The 15137-nt window shown below is 58.5% G+C and carries 17 protein-coding genes; 1 reads left to right on the top strand and 16 read right to left on the bottom strand.

The genetic code is table 11. The features are described from left to right. Positions 1 to 114: 114 nt before the first annotated feature. From ispG to trmJ, 15 genes are all read right to left on the bottom strand, one after another. Positions 115 to 1230: a flavodoxin-dependent (E)-4-hydroxy-3-methylbut-2-enyl-diphosphate synthase gene (gene ispG / locus L972_RS00705; RefSeq protein ID WP_005333801.1), complete on the bottom strand. Its 1116-nt coding sequence runs from the start codon at positions 1228 to 1230 to the stop codon at positions 115 to 117. 10 nt (positions 1231 to 1240) lie between these two features. Next, the gene (rodZ, locus tag L972_RS00700; RefSeq protein ID WP_047434383.1) at positions 1241 to 2209 is read right to left on the bottom strand and encodes a cytoskeleton protein RodZ; all 969 of its coding nucleotides are present in this window, start codon (positions 2207 to 2209) and stop codon (positions 1241 to 1243) included. Beyond that, a complete protein-coding gene (tapF, locus tag L972_RS00695; RefSeq protein ID WP_085943024.1) occupies positions 2199 to 2990 on the bottom strand; it encodes a PilW family type IVa pilus biogenesis/stability lipoprotein TapF in 792 nt (263 codons plus the stop codon). Before tapF ends, rodZ begins: the two co-directional genes overlap by 11 nt. 11 nt (positions 2991 to 3001) lie before the next feature. Further along, entirely contained in the window at positions 3002 to 4105 is a 1104-nt protein-coding gene (locus L972_RS00690; RefSeq protein ID WP_005344856.1) for a bifunctional tRNA (adenosine(37)-C2)-methyltransferase TrmG/ribosomal RNA large subunit methyltransferase RlmN, read from the bottom strand. Between the two features lie 167 nt (positions 4106 to 4272). Next, complete coding sequence (gene ndk / locus L972_RS00685; RefSeq protein WP_005333805.1) at positions 4273 to 4701, bottom strand: nucleoside-diphosphate kinase; 429 nt, start codon at positions 4699 to 4701, stop codon at positions 4273 to 4275. 267 nt (positions 4702 to 4968) lie between these two features. Beyond that, on the bottom strand, positions 4969 to 6252 hold the full coding sequence (pepB, locus tag L972_RS00680) for an aminopeptidase PepB (protein ID WP_005359802.1): 1284 nt from the start codon (positions 6250 to 6252) through the stop codon (positions 4969 to 4971). After that, positions 6249 to 7553, bottom strand: coding sequence for an aminopeptidase PepB (gene pepB / locus L972_RS00675; RefSeq protein WP_047434376.1), 1305 nt, complete (start codon positions 7551 to 7553; stop codon positions 6249 to 6251). Before pepB (L972_RS00675) ends, pepB (L972_RS00680) begins: the two co-directional genes overlap by 4 nt. A 173-nt stretch (positions 7554 to 7726) precedes the next feature. Beyond that, positions 7727 to 8065: an ISC system 2Fe-2S type ferredoxin gene (fdx, locus tag L972_RS00670; RefSeq protein WP_005333808.1), complete on the bottom strand. Its 339-nt coding sequence runs from the start codon at positions 8063 to 8065 to the stop codon at positions 7727 to 7729. Position 8066: 1 nt separating this feature from the next. Further along, the gene (gene hscA / locus L972_RS00665) at positions 8067 to 9914 is read right to left on the bottom strand and encodes a Fe-S protein assembly chaperone HscA (protein ID WP_047434372.1); all 1848 of its coding nucleotides are present in this window, start codon (positions 9912 to 9914) and stop codon (positions 8067 to 8069) included. Between the two features lie 28 nt (positions 9915 to 9942). Next, complete coding sequence (hscB, locus tag L972_RS00660; protein WP_047434369.1) at positions 9943 to 10461, bottom strand: co-chaperone HscB; 519 nt, start codon at positions 10459 to 10461, stop codon at positions 9943 to 9945. Positions 10462 to 10579: 118 nt separating this feature from the next. After that, positions 10580 to 10903 (bottom strand): iron-sulfur cluster assembly protein IscA, encoded by a 324-nt coding sequence (iscA, locus tag L972_RS00655; RefSeq protein ID WP_005333812.1) that lies wholly within the window; start codon positions 10901 to 10903, stop codon positions 10580 to 10582. Between the two features lie 15 nt (positions 10904 to 10918). Next, positions 10919 to 11302 (bottom strand): Fe-S cluster assembly scaffold IscU, encoded by a 384-nt coding sequence (gene iscU / locus L972_RS00650; protein WP_005333813.1) that lies wholly within the window; start codon positions 11300 to 11302, stop codon positions 10919 to 10921. A gap of 41 nt (positions 11303 to 11343) precedes the next feature. After that, positions 11344 to 12558 (bottom strand): IscS subfamily cysteine desulfurase, encoded by a 1215-nt coding sequence (locus L972_RS00645; RefSeq protein ID WP_047434365.1) that lies wholly within the window; start codon positions 12556 to 12558, stop codon positions 11344 to 11346. Between the two features lie 53 nt (positions 12559 to 12611). Beyond that, a complete protein-coding gene (iscR, locus tag L972_RS00640; RefSeq protein ID WP_026035025.1) occupies positions 12612 to 13115 on the bottom strand; it encodes a Fe-S cluster assembly transcriptional regulator IscR in 504 nt (167 codons plus the stop codon). Positions 13116 to 13207: 92 nt separating this feature from the next. Next, entirely contained in the window at positions 13208 to 13930 is a 723-nt protein-coding gene (trmJ, locus tag L972_RS00635) for a tRNA (cytosine(32)/uridine(32)-2'-O)-methyltransferase TrmJ (protein WP_047434362.1), read from the bottom strand. Between the two features lie 186 nt (positions 13931 to 14116). On the opposite strand from trmJ, the gene L972_RS00630 reads away from it, so the two are divergent. After that, positions 14117 to 14533: a hypothetical protein gene (locus tag L972_RS00630; protein WP_047434360.1), complete on the top strand. Its 417-nt coding sequence runs from the start codon at positions 14117 to 14119 to the stop codon at positions 14531 to 14533. On the opposite strand, the gene ubiT is transcribed toward L972_RS00630, so the two are convergent. Further along, entirely contained in the window at positions 14486 to 15019 is a 534-nt protein-coding gene (gene ubiT / locus L972_RS00625; RefSeq protein WP_005344837.1) for a ubiquinone anaerobic biosynthesis accessory factor UbiT, read from the bottom strand. The genes L972_RS00630 and ubiT overlap by 48 nt on opposite strands. Positions 15020 to 15137 lie beyond the last annotated feature (118 nt).

Genomic DNA, 15137 nt, shown 5'->3' with positions numbered 1-15137 from the left:
AAATTTGGCCGCATTATAGGGATTTTCCCCCCCAAGGTAAAATCAGGGAATCCGGATGCGGGATTTAAAATCAGTCACCTGGAAAAAGGGCCACCCAATGTGGCCCTGTTTCGCTCACTCCTTGTCCATCGGGATCCGGTTGGCGGGATCCAGCATGGCGGCGCGGGCGCGAATGCGGCGCTCCAAAGTTGGAATGAGATCCTTGTTGTCGAGCCGATCGACCCGCTGGCCCCCTTCATAGAAGGCACTCTTGTTGGCGGCACCGGCCAGACCAAGGTCGGAGACCAGCGCTTCGCCCGGGCCATTCACCACACAGCCGATGATGGAAACATCCATCGGGGTGATGATGTCTTCGAGCCGCTCTTCCAGTGCATTGACGGTAGCGATCACATCGAACTCCTGCCGTGAGCAGGATGGGCAAGCGATAAAGTTGATGCCACGGGAGCGAATACGCAGGGATTTGAGGATATCGAAACCGACCTTCACCTCCTCCACCGGATCCGCCGCCAGCGAGATACGCAGGGTATCGCCGATGCCGTCGGTAAGCAGCATGCCCAGACCGATGGCAGACTTCACCGCGCCGGCACGGAAACCGCCCGCTTCGGTGATGCCAAGGTGCAGCGGCTGTTCAATCTGCTTGGCCAGCAGGCGATAGGCACCGACTGCCAGAAACACATCGGAGGCCTTGACGCTCACCTTGAAGTCCTGGAAATCGAGACGATCGAGATAGTCCACGTGACGCATGGCGGACTCTACCAGCGCCTCTGGGGTCGGCTCGCCGTACTTCTCCTGGATATCTTTCTCCAGCGACCCGCCATTGACCCCGATACGGATCGGAATATTGAGGTCGCGCGCGCAATCGACCACAGATCGCACCCGCTGCTCGTTACCGATGTTGCCCGGGTTGATACGCAGGCAATCGGCACCGTACTCGGCCACTTTCAGGGCGATGCGATAGTCGAAGTGGATATCGGCAACGATGGGGATGCGGGTTTGCTGTTTGATGAGCCGGAAGGCTTCCGCCGCTTCCATGGTGGGCACGGAGACACGGACGATATCGGCACCGACCCGCTCGATCCGCTGGATCTGCTCGATGGTGGCGGCGACATCTGTGGTCTTGGTATTGGTCATGGTCTGCACGGTAATGGGGGCATCGCCCCCAACCGGTACATTACCAACCATGATCTGTCTGGATTTACGACGAATGATGGGTGATTCGTGAGAAGACATGGGAAACAGATTACTCCTGCGGCAGTGAGAAGCGGGCTGTACGACCGTTGTTGTAACGGCTCATATCAAACGACTGACCCTTGTAGTCAAGCTTGACGGCCATGGGCGCGCCAATGATGAACTTCAGGGGCTCGGCGCCTTCCAGCACCAGCTCGTCGTTGGCCTTCTTCAGACCACTGAACAGGGTCTTGCCGTTGGCATCCTTCACATCCAGCCAGCAATCGGCGGTGAAGCTCATCTTCAGTTGCGGCGCAGTCGCCGGATCAACGACAGCCTCTTCAGATTCAGTGCCATTGGCGCCGGATACCGCAGCATCGGTCGCAGTGCCGACAGCCGCGCTGACATCGTTCGGGGCAACAGCCGCAGAAGCAGGCGCCAGGGTAGCCGTCGCATCGGAGACCACCGCAGGGGCAATCACGTCCGTGGCTGCCGGTGCGTTGGCTGCGCCTTCCACCGGAGCGGTGTTAATTGCATCGGGCGGCGTGATAGCCGGTTCAGCCGGAGTCGAACCGGTTGCACTCATCTCGGTGGCTGCCAGCGCTTCATCACCGGCGGAGCGGCGTGAAGTACTCTGCCACCACCAAGCGACCGAGAGCGCAATCAACACCAGGATCACCAGCCAGGTCACCACCTTGAGCCGACTGTCGTTGGCTTGCTGGCGGGAGCGACGGGAGAAGCTCTGCATGTCGATATTGTCGGGAGGAGTCAGACCCAGCTTGTCGTAAGCAGCCAGAATGGTCTCGTCGGGGATCCCGACCAGCTTGGCATAGGTACGCAGATAGCCCCGAATAAAGGTATGGGAGGTGTGCTTGTCGTAGGTATCCGATTCGATAGCGGCGATCAGGGTCAGACGAAGGTGAATGCGGGACGCAACCTGTTCTCGTGTCCAGCCAAGCTGTTCACGGGCGTTGCGCAGCAATTGGCCTGGGCCTACTGCCTGGGAGTCGTCTTGGAAATCGTGTTGCTGTTCAATAGTCATTGGCTAAATAACGCTTGGCTTGTTGCGAAGTGGGATATTGCCTTACCAGCTCAGTCCCGAATTGGTGAAGTAATGCCGGCTTGTCCATCGCCTGCGCCAGCCGAAGTCTCAACCAGAGACTCTCCTCGTTCTCGTCTGACACATCGGCAAAACGGGCGAGGTAGGACTGCACATCAGGCAGCTTGCCATCTTTCATGGAAAGCTCGGCCAAGTCCAGCAATAACCCTGGATTGCGGGGATTATACCCCAAGGCCAGGCGATAGTACTCGCCTGCTTTATCATTTCTGCGATTTTGCAGCGCACAAAGTGCCGCATTTTCATAGGTATCGGCAATTTTTACGTAGCCTGGCTGAATAACAGCCTGGTTGAACGCCTGATCTGCCTCGGCATACCTGCCGCGATCACAGAGGAAGGCACCATAGTTGTTCATTGCGTCAGCATTGGACGGATCCATGGCAAGGGCGTTCTTGTAATGAGTCTCAGCTGCCTTGAAATCCCCTACCTTCTGGTAAAAGTAGGCAAAGCCGATCTGGATCTGGGGGTTGGAGGGGTCATACTGGAGGGCGCGGTCAAGATTGAACTTGGCCTGCTCGGCATTGCCCTGACGCAGGTACTGGATACCCAGGTCGAGGCGGGTTTGGGCAGCCGCCTTGAGGTCAGGACCCACTTCACGCTGGGTCGAGTTCTGGCCAGCGTAAGTGGTCTCGGTCACACAGCCTGGCAGCGCGCAGAGCGCTGCCACTACGATCAATGTACGTGTATCCATTCCCTGTCTATACAATGGCTTAGCATTTAAACCATTTTGACGGAAATCCCATCCTGTTGCATCCGATTTTTGATAGTTCGCTTGGTACGGTCAATCACGTCACCCACCAGCTGACCACAGGCGGCATCGATGTCATCACCACGGGTCTTGCGGACAATCACGGTGAAACCGTACTCCATCAGCACCTTGGAGAAGCGATCGATACGGCTGTTGCTCGGCTTGCCGTAAGGGTTGCCCGGGAAGGGGTTGAACGGGATCAGGTTGATCTTGCTCGGAGTGTCCTTGAGCACCTTGGCCAGCTCGTGAGCATGCTGCATATCGTCATTGATATGATCGAGCAGGACATACTCGACGGTCACCCGACCACCGTTGGCATTGGATTTGGCCAGGTAACGACGGACACCTGCGAGGAACTCCTCGATGTTGTATTTGTCGTTGATCGGCATGATCTCTGAACGCAGCTTGTCGTTCGGGGCGTGCAGGGAGATCGCCAGCGCCACGTCGATCTGGTCGCCCAGCTTGTCCAGCGCAGGTACCACGCCAGAGGTGGAGATGGTCACCCGGCGCTTGGAGATGCCAAAGCCGTAGTCATCCATCATCAGACGCATGGCGGGCACCACGTTGGCGAGGTTGAGCAGCGGCTCGCCCATCCCCATCATCACCACGTTGGTGATGGGACGCTTGCCACCGACCACACGGGCAGCACGCCACACCTGACCGATGATCTCGGAGACTTTCAGATTGCGGTTGAAGCCTTGTTGAGCCGTGGAGCAGAACTTGCACTCCAGCGCACAGCCAACTTGAGAGGAGACGCAGAGGGTCGCGCGGTCATCTTCCGGGATGTAGACGGTCTCTACCTCCTGATCGCCCACCTGCAGAGCCCACTTGATGGTGCCATCGGCAGAACGCTGCTCGCGACTGATCTCGGGCGCCTTGATCTCGGCGATCGCCTTGAGGCGCTCTTTGAGCACCTTGTTAACGTTGGTCATCTGATCGAAATCATCACACCCAAAGTGATAGATCCACTTCATGACCTGATCTGCCCGGAATGGCTTCTCGCCCAGTTCGACGAAAAAGGCACGCATGGCATCCCGATCAAGATCCAGCAGGTTGATTTTTGTTTCGCTCATCAATGGCCTCAGTTCAAACACTTCATCAATTATTGGCTGACGACGTCAGGGGGCGGCATTGTACAAATAATGGGTCTGGCTTTCCACCTGGAGAATAGAGGGATATTGCGTAAACGGCGAAAACAACAAAGGGAGCCGAGGCTCCCTTGGGTCATCATCCACAAAAATCAGCCGCGCGGGCAGATCTCGTTGTCAGAGAAGAAGTAGGCAATTTCGCGGGCAGCGGATGCCGGTGCATCGGAGCCATGCACTGCGTTGCGATCGATGCTCTCGGCATAACAGGCACGCAAGGTACCAGCCAGCGCCTCTTTCGGGTTGGTAGCACCCATGATCTCACGATTGCGACGGATGGCGTCTTCCCCTTCCAGCACCTGCACCATGACAGGGCCAGAGGTCATGAAGCTGACCAGATTGTCATAAAAAGGCTTGCCCTGATGCTCGGCATAGAAACCGGCAGCCTGTTCACTGCTCATGTGCAGCATTTTGGATGCCACCACTTTCAAGCCTGCGCTTTCGAAACGGCTATAGATGGCACCGATCAGGTTCTTGCTGACAGCATCCGGTTTGACGATAGAGAAGGTACGTTCGATGGCCATTGATATCTTTCCTTAACTACAGAGTTTTATTGTTAGAATCCATGTTCGCTGGCTATTATACGTAAACAAAAACCGGAAAAACACACAAACAAGCAACTTTTTATTAAACATCACTCCCTTGCAATCAACATCCACACTCATCTTGACCGAGCAGAGCCGGAAAATATGTGCGCTTGCGCACGATAGTTACCTTAAACCGCCAAAACCCCATCTTTTGCTCACAATTCGAACAGCATGAAAAAGGCACCCGAAGGTGCCTTGTCTCGCCTATTTGGCTTCCGCCAGCAGGGCCCGCGCTATGGTGCGCATCCCCAGGGTATTGGCCCCCGGCGCCCAGAGGGCATCGCCGTTGTCACTGAAGCAGGCGGCCAGATCGATATGCAACCAGCCCATCCCTTCGTTGGCAACGAAACGGGAGAGGAAACCCGCAGCGTTGGAGGCGCCACCCGGCCCGCCCCCCTTCACCGGACGGCTGTTGGCCGTGTCGGCGTAATGGGAGGGGCACTGCTGGCGGTGCCAGGGCTCCAGCGGCAGCGGCCAGGCAGGCTCATGTTCGGCATCGGCATAGGTCATGGCGCGGCTTACCAGCCCTTTATCGAGGCCAAACAGGGCATTGTAGCGCCCACCCAGCGCCATCACGGCTGCGCCGGTCAGGGTCGCGGCATCGATGATCAGCGGTGCGCCGGACTCGCTCGCCAGTTGCAGGCCGTCGGCCAGTACCAGCCGCCCCTCGGCATCGGTATTCACAATCTCGACCGTGGTGCCGTTCTTGTAGGTGAGGATGTCGCCCAGCTTGTAGGCGTGGCCGGAGACCAGGTTCTCGGCGCAGCAGAGGATCAGCTTCACCCGCTTGTCGAGCCCGCGCAGCATGGCCAGCGCCAGCGCACCGGTGACAATCGCCGCACCACCCATGTCGCACTTCATGGTGAGCATCCCCTCGGAGCTCTTCATGGAGTAGCCGCCGGAGTCAAAGGTGATCCCCTTGCCCACCAGCGCTGCAGCCACCGGCGCCTTGGGGTCACGCCCCGGGTTGAAGTCGAGCTCCAGCAATACCGGTTCGCGCGCACTGCCGCGGCCCACCTGATAGAGGCCGACCCAGCCCGCCTGTTGCAGCGCTTCGCCTTTCAAAATGCGATGACTCACCTTGTCCGGCGCCAGCTCGGTAATAAAGGAGGCCGCTTCCACCGCCAGCTCCAGCGGGCCCAACTGCTCCGGGGTGGCATTGGTCATCTCGCGCACCCAGCGGCCGCAGAGCCAACGCGCTTCCAGCTCCTCTCTGTCCTCTTCCGAGGACATGGCCCACTGCAGTTGCACCTCCGCCTTGGGGGTTTGCAGCCCTTGGGCAAAAGCCCACTGCTGTTCACGCTCCCAGTGACCAGCCAGGGTCACTTTCTGGATCCCCTGCTGGCAGAGGCGACGGGCCGCCTGCTGGATATCGAGCAGCGGATTGGCCGTCACCAGATGGATCACCATGCCGTCGGCACGGTGAGAGAGCAGCGCCCCCTCCCCCCACTCGGCCGGTGCAAATTCACGACTTAACCAGACATTCATGCGGTCACCTCCTGCAGCCAGCGGGCGATGGTACGCAGACCGTGCCCCTTGGCGCCGGTCGCCCAGAGATCGTTGCCCGATTTCTGATAAGAGGCTGCCAGATCCAGGTGCACCCAACCCTTGCCCTCATCACGCACGAAGCGGGAAAGGAACGCAGCAGCCGTGGTGGCACCGGCCGTGCCTTCTGCCGAGGCGACGTTGCCCAGATCGGCAAAGGCCGAGGTGAGCTGGCTGGCATGCCAGGGTTCCAGCGGAAGCGCCCACGCCTGTTCGTTTTCCACCTTGGCAGCGGCCAGCGCACGCAGCTGTTCGGTCTCATCGAGGGCAAACACCGCATTGTAGTCGCGCCCCAGCGCCATCTTGGCGGCGCCGGTCAGGGTGGCTGCGTCAAGGATATAAGCTGCACCGCTGTCGGAGGCCGCCATCAGGCCATCGGCCAGCACCAGACGCCCTTCCGCATCGGTGTTCTGGATCTCGACCGAAACCCCATTCTTGTAAGTGAGGATGTCGCCCAGCTTGAAGGCGTGGCCGGAGACCAGGTTCTCGGCGCAGCAGAGAATGAGCTTCACCCGCTGGTTCAGACCGCGGCTGATAGCCAGCGCCAGCGCGCCGGTCACCATGGCCGCGCCGCCCATATCGGACTTCATCGGCAGCATGTTGTCAGAGGACTTCATGGAGTAGCCACCGGAATCGAAAGTGATCCCCTTGCCCACCAGCGCCGCCACCACGGGTGCATTGCGATCACCGGTCGGGTTGTAGTCAAGCTCCAGCAGCACAGGCTCGCGTTCGCTGCCACGGCCAACCGACCAGATCCCGATATGGCCGGACTCGCGCAGCGCTTCACCGGCGGTGATGCGAGCTGTAACCTGATCCCCGGCCAGACCACGAATGAGCAACAGGGCCGATTCCGCCAGACTCATGGGGTAGATCTCTTCCGGACAGCCATTGGTGATGTCACGTACCCAGCGAGCCGCCTTGAGCAGCGCATCCAGTTCACGGGCTTCCGCGTCGCTCTGCTGGCCGAAATCCAGTTCACGCGCACCCTTGGCGGCGTAGAAACCCTGGGCGAACGCGTAGCGACGCTCCAGATCCCAGCCTTCACCGACCAGCATCACCCGCTTGATCCCGCTCGATTCGAGGCGACGGGCGGCGCGCTGAACGGTGCGCAGAACATCCTTCTCCTGACCCGCGGCACCAAGATGGATCAGTGCCTCGTCGCCATTGAAACTGAGCTGGGCGCCCTCGCCCCAATAGGCGGCCGCAGCCTGGGTGGATAACGCTACCTTCATCATGTCAGCCATCGTGTTTGCTTCCTTTTTACTGGCACTATGTATAAGCACTCTTTATGGGAAAGAGCTTATTGGCAAAGAGAGAATAACGAATACAAAAAAGGCCGTGCCCCCGAGGGTCACGGCCTTCCACCATATCACTGAAGCACCACAGGATGCTGCACGTGCAATTCACTCATGTGTAATTAATGGCGTTCAGAGGCAAGGTTCAGGGTGTACTTGGGCAGTTCCACCACCAGATCCTCGTCTGCCAGTTTTGCCTGGCAGCTGAGGCGCGATTCCGGCTCCAACCCCCACGCCTTGTCCAGCATGTCGTCTTCCAGCTCGTCACTTGGCTCGAGCGAGTCAAAGCCCTCCCGCACCACGCAGTGGCAGGTGGTGCAGGCACAGGATTTCTCGCAGGCATGCTCGATTTCGATACCGTTGCGCAGCGCCACATCCAGAATGGTCTCGCCGCTTTGCCCCTCGAGGGCGGCGCCATCCGGACAGAGTACGGGATGAGGAAGAATGATCAGTTTTGGCATATTACACCTTGTTGACGTTTTGTCCGGTCAGCACCTTGCGGATGGAGGCGTCCATCCGGCGGGCTGCAAACTCGCCACTGACAGCATCGGCTGCCTCAATGGCTTCTTTGATTTGATGGGTTGCGCCGCTGTTGCGCATGGTCAGCAGATGGGCGATGGCGGCATCAATCTCGGCACGCTCGGCAGCATTGAGCAGGGCATCGCCATCGGCAGCCAGCGCGGCATTCAAACTCTCGACCACACGGTCAGCTTCAACCTGCTGCTCGGCCAGCATGCGGGCATCCATATCCTGCTGGGCATTCTCGATGGAGGCACTCAGCATGTTGAGGATATCCTGCTCCGCCAGCCCATAAGAGGGCTTGACCTGGATCTCGGCCTGCACGCCGGAGGATTTCTCCATGGCGCTGACCGAGAGCAGACCATCCGCATCCACCTGGAAGGTGACGCGAATATGGGCGGCGCCGGCTGCCATCGGCGGAATACCGGTCAGGGTAAAGCGGGCCAGGGAGCGGCAATCGGCCACCAACTCGCGTTCCCCCTGTACCACGTGAATGGCCATGGCGGTCTGACCATCCTTGAAGGTGGTGAACTCCTGGGCGCGGGCAACCGGGATGGTAGTGTTGCGCGGGATCACCTTCTCGGCGAGGCCACCCATGGTCTCCAGACCCAGCGACAAGGGGATAACGTCCAGCAGCAGCATCTCGGCATCGGGCTTGTTGCCCACCAGAATATCGGCCTGGATGGCGGCGCCGATGGCGACCACCTTGTCCGGATCGATGCTGGTCAGCGGCGTACGCTGGAAGAACTCGCCCACCAGTTCACGCACCAGCGGCACCCGGGTGGAGCCACCGACCATCACCACTTCCAGCACTTCCACCTGCTCGAGACCGGCATCGCGCAGGGCGCGGCGACAAGCCAGCAAGGTCCGTTTCACCAGCGGGGTGATGAGTTCATCAAACTGGTTGCGGCTCACTGATCCCTGCCAGCCCGCAAAGGTACACGCCACCTGCTCGGCATCGGTCAGGCCGTGTTTGACGGCAGCGGCCACATCCAGCAGCTCGCGCTGCAGATGGGCATCCAGCTCGCCGGAGAGGCCCGCTTGCTCCTTGATCCAGTCCGCCAGCAGGTGATCAAAATCATCACCGCCGAGGGCGGAATCGCCGCCGGTCGCCATCACTTCGAACACACCGCGGTGCAGACGCAGGATAGAGATATCGAAGGTGCCGCCCCCCAGATCGTAAACCGCGATCACCCCTTCCTGACCGGAGTCAAGGCCATAGGCAATCGCGGCCGCGGTCGGCTCGTTGAGCAGACGCAGTACGTGCAGACCGGCCAGACGGGCCGCATCCTTGGTGCCCTGACGCTGGGCATCATCGAAATAGGCGGGCACGGTAATGACCACGCCATCGAGATCGCCCCCGAGTGTCTGGGCGCCACGCTCGGCCAGCTTTTTGAGAATTTCGGCCGATACCTGCACCGGATTGACCAGCCCCTGACGGGTTTGCAGTTGCGGCATGCCATTGTCGGCGGCAACAAACTGGTAAGGCTGCTGGCGGGTGTCGATATCGGCCAACGCCTTGCCCATCATCCGTTTGACCGAGACGATGGTGTTGTGAGGATCGAGCGCCGCTTCGCGCTTGGCATCAATTCCGACTCGAATGGCGTCGCTTTGATAGTGCACCACTGACGGGAGCAGGTCGCGCCCTTGCTCATCGCAAAGGGTATCAGCGTGACCACTGCGAACCGCAGCGACGAGAGAATTGGTGGTGCCGAGATCGATGCCGACGGCACGTTTGTGCTGATGGGGAACAGCGCTCTGGCCGGGTTCGGCGATTTGCAGTAATGCCATGGGTAATGAAACTTCCAGCGTTAAAGGATCAAGACTCGAGAAGCGAGTCTTCGAATCGTTCCAGCTCTTCGAGGAGCTTGTCGACAAACTTGAGTTTGCGAACGCAATCAGCGGCAACGAGATCTCTGCCGGCGGCAAGAGACTCGGCCAGCTGCTGCATCAACATCTGGTGATCATGCCTGATCTCGCTGCGGAAATCCTTGATGGCGCGCTCAGGGTCGGCGTCATCTTTCAGATCGGCCAGACGCTCGCGCCACTCCAGCTGCTGCATCAGAAACGCGGTATCTTGCAGAGTCTGCTGTTCACCACGGATATCAGTGCCACGCAGGGAGAGCAGATATTCGGCACGGCGCAGCGGCGCCTTGAGGGTGGTGAATGCTTCGTTGATCTGGGCGGCACGTTGCACCGCAGCCAGCTGCTCCCGTTCGGGGGCGGTGGCAAAACGATCAGGATGGAATTGGGTTTGCAGCTGGCGGTAGGTATCAGCCAACTGACGGGTATCGAGCTCGAAGCCTTCAACCAGCCCAAACAGCTCGAAATGATTCATGCAAACCTCTTGGAAACGTTCGCCACAACCTCACTCGCCCCTGGCAAATGAGATGTGGTTGAACGGGTCATGGGCGACCCGCTCAACCACAGACGAAGGATCATTGACGTCAAACATCTCAGACACTGAAGCTTTCGCCGCAACCACACTCGCCTTTGGCATTGGGATTGTTGAACTGGAAGCCCTCGTTGAGGCCCTCCTTGACGAAATCCAGCTCGGTGCCATCCAGATGGATCAGGCTCTTGGCATCAACAATAATCTTGACACCCTGCTGCTCGAACACCTGATCCTCATCGGTCAGTTCATCAACGAACTCAAGCACGTAGGCCAGACCGGAGCAGCCGGTGGTTTTGACGCCGAGGCGCAGGCCAATGCCCTTGCCCCGGTTAGCCAGAAAAGAGGAAACCCGTGCCGCGGCGGCATCTGTCATGGTAATAGCCATACTGCTCTCCGGCGCTTAGAGACCTTTCTTCTGCTTGTAATCGGCGATGGCGGCCTTGATGGCGTCCTCGGCCAGAATGGAGCAGTGGATCTTCACCGGTGGCAGGGCCAACTCTTCAGCGATATCTGTGTTCTTGATGCCAGCCGCTTCGTCCAGGGTCTTGCCCTTGACCCATTCGGTCACCAGGGAGCTGGAGGCGATGGCAGAACCGCAGCCGTAGGTCTTGAACTTGGCATCTTCGATGATGCCTTCGTCGCTGATCTTCAATTGCAGCTTCATCACGTCGCCACAGGCGGGCGCACCGACCATGCCGGTTGCAACGCTGGGATCATTCTTGTCAAAACCACCGACGTTGCGAGGATTCTCGTAGTGGTCGATTACTTTTTCACTGTAAGCCATATCTCACTCCTGCTAATTCTGTTGCTCACTGACCCAGTGGATCAGTGATGAGCCCATTCGACCGTGTTCAGATCGACGCCGTCTTTGTACATCTCCCACAGGGGGGACATCTCGCGCAGACGACCGATGGAGTCACGAATAAGCTTGACCGCGTAGTCAATCTCTTCCTCGGTGGTGAAGCGACCCATGCTGAAACGGATGGAGCTGTGCGCCAGCTCGTCGTTCAGACCCAGTGCGCGCAGCACATAGGAAGGTTCCAGGCTGGCGGAAGTACAGGCCGAACCGGAAGAGACCGCCAAATCTTTCAGCGCCATGATGAGGGATTCCCCTTCCACATAGGCAAAGCTGACGTTGAGGTTGCCCGGAACACGCTGATCCAGATCGCCATTGATGTAGACGGCTTCAATGTCCTTGATGCCATTCCACAGACGCTGGCGCAGTGCCAAGATACGCTCGCCTTCACTCGCCATCTCTTCTTTGGCGATACGGAAGGCTTCGCCCATCCCGACGATCTGGTGGGTCGGCAGAGTACCGGAACGCATGCCGCGCTCGTGGCCACCGCCGTGCATCTGGGCTTCCAGACGAACGCGGGGTTTGCGGCGAACAAACAGTGCACCGATCCCTTTCGGACCATACACCTTGTGCGCAGAGACGGAGAGCAGATCCACTTTCAGTGCTTCCACATCTACCGGGATCTTGCCCACACTCTGAACGGCATCCACGTGCAGCAGGATCTTGCGGGAACGGCACAACTCGCCGATGGCGGCAATGTTCTGAACCACGCCGATTTCGTTGTTCACATGCATGATGCTGACCAGGATGGTGTCATCACGCATGGCATTTTCGATCATCTCGATAGTGAACAGGCCGTTGGGCATCGGCTCAAGATAGGTCACCTCGAACCCTTCACGCTCCAGCTGGCGACAGGTATCGAGCACCGCCTTGTGTTCGGTCTTGGAGGTGATGATGTGCTTGCCCTTGCTGGCATAGAAGTGGGCAACACCCTTGATGGCCAGGTTATTGGATTCGGTCGCACCGGAAGTGAAGACGATCTCGCGGGGATCGGCACCGATCAGATCTGCCACTTGATTACGGGCCAGATCCACCGCCTCTTCGGCTTGCCAGCCAAAGCGGTGAGAACGGGAAGCCGGATTGCCGAACAGGCCATCCATGGTGAGACACTGCATCATTTTTTCTGCGACACGCGGGTCCACCGGACAGGTTGCCGAATAATCAAGGTAAATAGGCAGTTTCATGTTTTTCTCCGTCACAGTCCGGGTCATACAGAGTCCCGCTGTGGAAAGCACGTTTATAGTTGGACTTTCAAGCTCACATCGCCGTGTTCTGCCCGATCAACCAGGGACAACACGGTCTTCATTTGTTCATCTTGCTTGCCGGCAATCCGGCGCACATCGGCCTGGCGCACCAGCTCGGCCAGGGTGATATCCCCGAGGAAACTGGAGATCCGTTCACTCAGATCACGCCACAGGGAGTGAGTCAGGCACTGGGTACCGCCGTGGCAACCGCCCTTGCCGAGGCACTTGGTTGCATCGACCGACTCATCGACCGCGGTGATCACCTGACCAACCGAAATCTCGCCTGGGGCCAACCCGAGGCGATAACCACCACCCGGGCCACGCACGCTGCTCACCAGACCATGTTTACGCAGGCGGGCAAAGAGCTGCTCGAGATAGGACAACGAGATGCCCTGGCGCTCGGAAATATCGGCAAGGGGGACGGGCCCCTGCTCTGCATGCAGCGCCACGTCGAGCATGGCGGTTACAGCGTAACGTCCTTTTGAAGTCAGTCTCATGTGCCTTACCGTCTTGCGAAGCAATTTAATGGGGCACATGGTCACATACCCGACCAAATCAGTCAAGTATATGGTTGAGTAAATCAGTCGGATTAATCCGGTACGCGCGCTTTCTGCACCGAGGTCAGAATACCGCGCAGAATGTTGAGCTCAGCTGCTTCCGGCCGAGCCCGATTGAACAGGCGACGCAGCTTGCTCATCACATGACCCGGATGGTCATCGGCAATAAAACCGGTCTTCATCAGGGTTTGTTCCAGGTGCTGATAAAACCCTTCCAGCTGGGCGGCACTCGGATAGACCATCTCGTCTTCAGGCTCGGCGGCCTGCCCCTGCAGCCAGCGCATCCGCACTTCGTAGCAGAGAGTCTGCACCGCCATGGCCAGATTGAGAGAGCTGTAATCAGGATTGGCCGGAATGGCCACGTGGTAGTGGCACTTTTGCAATTCGTCGTTGGTGAGACCGGTGCGTTCACGGCCAAACACCAGCGCGACCGGGTGCTGCATCCCCTCAACCACCGACTTTTCGCCAGCCTCACGGGGATCGAGCATGGGCCAGCTCAGGGTTCGCGAGCGGGCGCTGGTGCCAATCACCAGACCACAATCGGCAATCGCGTCGTCCAGTGTCGGGACGATACGGGCATTGGCAAGCACATCGCTGGCACCAGCCGCCAGGGCGAAGGCATTGTCATCCGGCAAGGCTTGCGGATCAACCAATACCAGCTGGGTCAAACCCATGGTCTTCATGGCACGTGCCGCAGACCCCATGTTGCCGGTATGAGAGGTGTTTACCAAAACGATACGAATCTGATCCAACATGCCCAGTCAATCTTCAGTCAAAAATGGCGCGCAATTGTAACATAAGAGAACACGATGTTGGCACCGTAAAAGCCGAGCCATTTCAGAACAAAACTACCCGTTTGTATAACAAACCAGCATGAGGGAAGTGAGAGGAGGGACTAAACTTGATGGATATCCGATAAACGGCACAGGAGACACCACGCCATGCTTCCTCCCTTTATCTATGAGAGATTGCCCAGCCTCTACCTGCTGGCAGCCATTGCCATTATTACGTTGAGTGAACAGCCCCTGCTCTGGTTTGCAGGCGCCTTGCTGTTTATCGCCGGAGCGGTGACCTGGATGATGCGCTCCAGCTACCGACGTACCGATCTGATTATCTTTCCGAGCAAACGCTGGCTACAGCCGGAGTGGCTGTATGAAGCGCAGCCCTTCATCTGGCTGGCTGCGGGGCTGGCCATGTCACAGCTGCCCGCCCCTGCGGCACTCATCGCCTTGCTGCCCTGTCTGTGGGCCTGTCGCTGCCTCTGGGCACGGCACCATTATCGTCGCCATGCCCATGGAGTGATTGTCCACTTAAGACGGGATCCCGCCCGGCGCCGTTTGCACCGGAGCCTGCGCTGACTCTGTGCGGGCGCGTTCGATAAACGTCGCCAGATCCATCAGGGGATACTTCATCAGGCTTGGCAAGCCATCGAGATCCAGACTGTCCATCAGGTTTTTCACCTCAAGGCCCAGTTCGGTATCCCCTTCTATCTTCAGCTTGCGCTGGAAAAAGAGCGAGTCCGGATCCTCTTTGCGACCAGCGATGAGGATCAGGTCGTTGGCCGTACCGCTGAAGCAGACATCGGCCTTGTCACACTCGCGAGCTACCACCAGCTGGCCATTCTGCTCACTGATAAACCAGCACAGCTCCAGATCAGAGACTTCGACTTTCAGCCACTTGTCTGCCAGAAACTCGAAATCGCCATCTTCGATAGCCTCTTTGAAAACCCGGGCCAGCAAACTCTCCATCAGCTGCTTTTGCAGATTGAACGGAACCAGCTTGAGGGGATGGCGCAAGAAGCGCGGAGCCTGTTCGACCAGGCGGCGTTGCAGTTGTTGAAACACGATAGACTCCCTTTTTTGCGCATTCAAACACAGGGAGAGTGGCAAGATCCTGTTGGAAATCAAACTTGTGCAGGGTTACCTCAAGAAGGGTAAAGCCACACAAAGCTGCCTCAGGTCA

This window comes from Aeromonas sp. ZOR0001, assembly GCF_000801015.1.
In the GTDB taxonomy this organism is placed as follows: domain Bacteria; phylum Pseudomonadota; class Gammaproteobacteria; order Enterobacterales; family Aeromonadaceae; genus Aeromonas; species Aeromonas veronii.
Note: the sequence above shows the minus strand (reverse complement) of the source record. Positions and strands in the feature narration are given on the sequence as shown.